We start from the raw sequence: 2,606 nt of genomic DNA, 5'->3' as shown, positions 1-2,606 counted from the left end.
AGCCGTCAGGCTCTTCTCGACTTTGTGTGATAATTTTTGCTTATGAAATCGTGAAATGTTTACTGGGAAAGACTTTTAGGACTATTTGGTTAAATAAACTATCAGTATAGACCTCGTTTCCACACAGAAACCAGAAGAGCCTATTAATTGAGGCTTTCGATAAAGAACGCATATAATAAGCCAATAAAAATAAAAAGGTGCGTTAATTGCACCCTACGCGATTGGCGAGCGCTCTGAAAGTCCTTATCGGTCTGATTGGCGTGCGACAATGATCGCTACAATTTCCGACTATAATAAAGAACCAGCAACTCTCAATGATTACGAATTTCACTGAATGCCAACGGTCATTAGAATTGGACATTTTCGGTTTCACTTCTATTCCGATGAAGGTTCCGAACCGCTACATATTCATGTACGTTCTCCTGATGGTGAATGTAAATTTTGGCTTGAACCGATAATCATTTTAGCTTCCAATCGTGGTATTCCTTCCCATGAGCTACGGGAAGTAGAGAGGCTAGTTTATAAAAATCAAGACCTTTTAAGGAGTGCTTATCGTGATTTCCACAAACATTAATCCTATAATGACTGTTGAGCCTGCCGCCATTCGAGCCTGGGCAGAAGAACGCATGATATACGTTGAACTCAGTGATGGACGTATTATCGGTTTTCCTAGTGATCGCTTCCGCATTTTGAAACAAGCAACGAATGAGCAATTGGCGGCGGTTAAGGTTGAAGTCAACGGCTATGCTCTACGGTGGGAAGAATTAGATGAGGATATTACCGTTCCTGGAATTGTCGCTGGTCATTTTCAGTTACCGCCTTTCTAATCTGTTTTGATAGTTCAAGCAATTGTAGGATGGGTTGGCGTAGGCGATCGCACTGTTTTAAAGTTTAATTAACAAGAAGATAGTGATCGCACTGGATGAAAGGGTTTCTAAGGCGATCACCAAAGGTTTAAGAATGTGAGGGATTGATGTTACAATCTCTTCAGAGGAAGGACTGATTGGGGCTTCTGATGAGGAACAGTTAGCTTATGCTTTATTGCAAAGCCGAGTCATTTTCACTTTTGATGATGGCGATCGCTGATGCTTCTACGCGCTGTGCTAATATCTCCAATATTATAGGTGCTTTTGCTTTATGAAAAATCAGTTATTAAAATTAGCTTTTGAAGTAGAAATTGAAGAAGGGGAGCAACTCAATCTTCCCAGTTCTATTGTGCAAGGAATTGGTAAAGGGAAGTGGGTGATTACTATTCAGCCCAAAACCTTAGTTAGCGATCGCCTTCATTCTTCTTTTTTGAATAGTTATGCCCCAGAAGACGAAGGTTTATATGACGATTATTAAAGGAGGTGAGTTCTGGGTTGCCAAAATTCTATTTACTGATGGTACATCATCAAAAAAAAGACCTGTGTTGATTCTTTGGGTTGATGGAGATGACGTTATTGTAACGGCAGTGACCTCAGCAATGCCCCGAACACAAACAGACATATTATTAAAAGATTGGGCCAATAGTGGTTTGAGGGTTCCCTCTACTGTACGTTTATCCCGTCTTGATTGCTTGGAAAAAAAACTTACTGCTTGCTAAATTGGGAAGGATTTCAAATGAAGATGCTGTCCATCTACTTAAAGTTTGGGACGATTATATTAAACCTCAATTTTAGACGATCGCGGTTTTAAAGTTTAATTAACAAGAAGAGGGCGATCGCACTGGATGAGGAGCAATTAGCCCAGACTTTAGCCGATCCAGATTTAATCCGTTCTAGCGATTGCGATGAAAAGGCGTTGTTATTTTCTAAGTGGTTTTCAACGATTCGGACGGGACGATTTTTAATTGTGGTGGTGGTTTCCCAATCTGCTCTTAGTCGTCATTGGATCGTGACCATATACACAGCCCGAAAAATTACAGGGGGAATAATAGACATCTTCAAAAATTATAACCCAGTCACAGCTTGCTTTTAGCTTGTGTACTAATTAAGTAGTTCGATGACTGAAATGTATATCTATCGTTGCTAATTCAATTTCACTGAAAAAATATGAGGCAATTAAAATAATTTTTATTCGGGTAGATTCCTTAACTAGAAAGACTTTTGGTCTTGAGATAATATTAGGTCGAGGTCTAATGGTATGGAAAAAAATCTAACTTTTCGCTATGACCCGACGGGAGATATTCTTTATATAGATGTCTGTTCTCCTTATGCAGATCAAGAGTCGGAGGAGATTGGGGATGAAATTGTCGCTCGTCTAAATCCGACTTCTGGGGAGATTGAGAATTTGGAGATTTTGTTTTTCTCGAAACGCTGGAATCAATCCTTACCGTTACAATTGCCGATTGGTGCTGCTTTTCGATTAGTCGGATAATGGGACACACCCTACGCAATCGGCGATCGCACTGTTTTGACAGTTCAAGCAACGGCAAGATTGGTCGGCATGGCGTAACGTAATATTATAAAAATATGGTTCTTCGTTACTTGGTATGGTTCGATAGGGGGGCATAAATCGACTAAATCCTTATCTGGCAAGAGACTTAATTGATTAGTTCGCTCTAGATAGAAAACAATTGGCCAAAATCGAAGCAATGCCTTTCTCTATAAGGGTTCCATCCCTTA

At 39.9% G+C, this 2,606-nt stretch carries 5 protein-coding genes; all 5 read left to right on the top strand.

Annotated features, from left to right (window positions below; translation table 11 throughout):
• Positions 1–334: 334 nt before the first annotated feature.
• The 5 genes from O9290_RS27380 to O9290_RS27360 all read left to right on the top strand — a co-directional run bounded on the left by O9290_RS27380 (position 335) and on the right by O9290_RS27360 (position 2,358).
• Positions 335–574, top strand: coding sequence for a DUF4160 domain-containing protein (locus O9290_RS27380; RefSeq protein ID WP_002760312.1), 240 nt, complete (start codon positions 335–337; stop codon positions 572–574).
• A 7-nt stretch (positions 575–581) separates the two neighbouring features.
• A complete protein-coding gene (locus O9290_RS27375) occupies positions 582–827 on the top strand; it encodes a DUF2442 domain-containing protein (RefSeq protein WP_043997139.1) in 246 nt (81 codons plus the stop codon).
• Positions 828–1,137: 310 nt separating this feature from the next.
• A complete protein-coding gene (locus tag O9290_RS27370; RefSeq protein ID WP_002760310.1) occupies positions 1,138–1,344 on the top strand; it encodes a hypothetical protein in 207 nt (68 codons plus the stop codon).
• Entirely contained in the window at positions 1,331–1,585 is a 255-nt protein-coding gene (locus tag O9290_RS27365; protein ID WP_223213016.1) for a type II toxin-antitoxin system PemK/MazF family toxin, read from the top strand. The genes O9290_RS27370 and O9290_RS27365 overlap by 14 nt, the downstream gene beginning before the upstream one ends.
• Positions 1,586–2,124: 539 nt before the next feature.
• Positions 2,125–2,358, top strand: coding sequence for a DUF2283 domain-containing protein (locus O9290_RS27360; protein WP_002760308.1), 234 nt, complete (start codon positions 2,125–2,127; stop codon positions 2,356–2,358).
• Positions 2,359–2,606 lie beyond the last annotated feature (248 nt).

It is taken from the genome of Microcystis sp. LE19-41.2A (assembly GCF_027530405.1).
Classification (GTDB): Bacteria; Cyanobacteriota; Cyanobacteriia; order Cyanobacteriales; family Microcystaceae; genus Microcystis; species Microcystis aeruginosa.
Note: the sequence above shows the minus strand (reverse complement) of the source record. Positions and strands in the feature narration are given on the sequence as shown.

Bases quoted from the DNA above. Each gene is read 5' to 3' on its own strand.
- O9290_RS27380 (WP_002760312.1), top strand. From the start codon at position 335: ATGCCAACGGTCATTAGAATTGGACATTTTCGGTTTCACTTCTATTCC.
- O9290_RS27375 (WP_043997139.1), top strand. From the start codon at position 582: ATGACTGTTGAGCCTGCCGCCATTCGAGCCTGGGCAGAAGAACGCATG.
- O9290_RS27370 (WP_002760310.1), top strand. From the start codon at position 1,138: ATGAAAAATCAGTTATTAAAATTAGCTTTTGAAGTAGAAATTGAAGAA.
- O9290_RS27365 (WP_223213016.1), top strand. From the start codon at position 1,331: ATGACGATTATTAAAGGAGGTGAGTTCTGGGTTGCCAAAATTCTATTT.
- O9290_RS27360 (WP_002760308.1), top strand. From the start codon at position 2,125: ATGGAAAAAAATCTAACTTTTCGCTATGACCCGACGGGAGATATTCTT.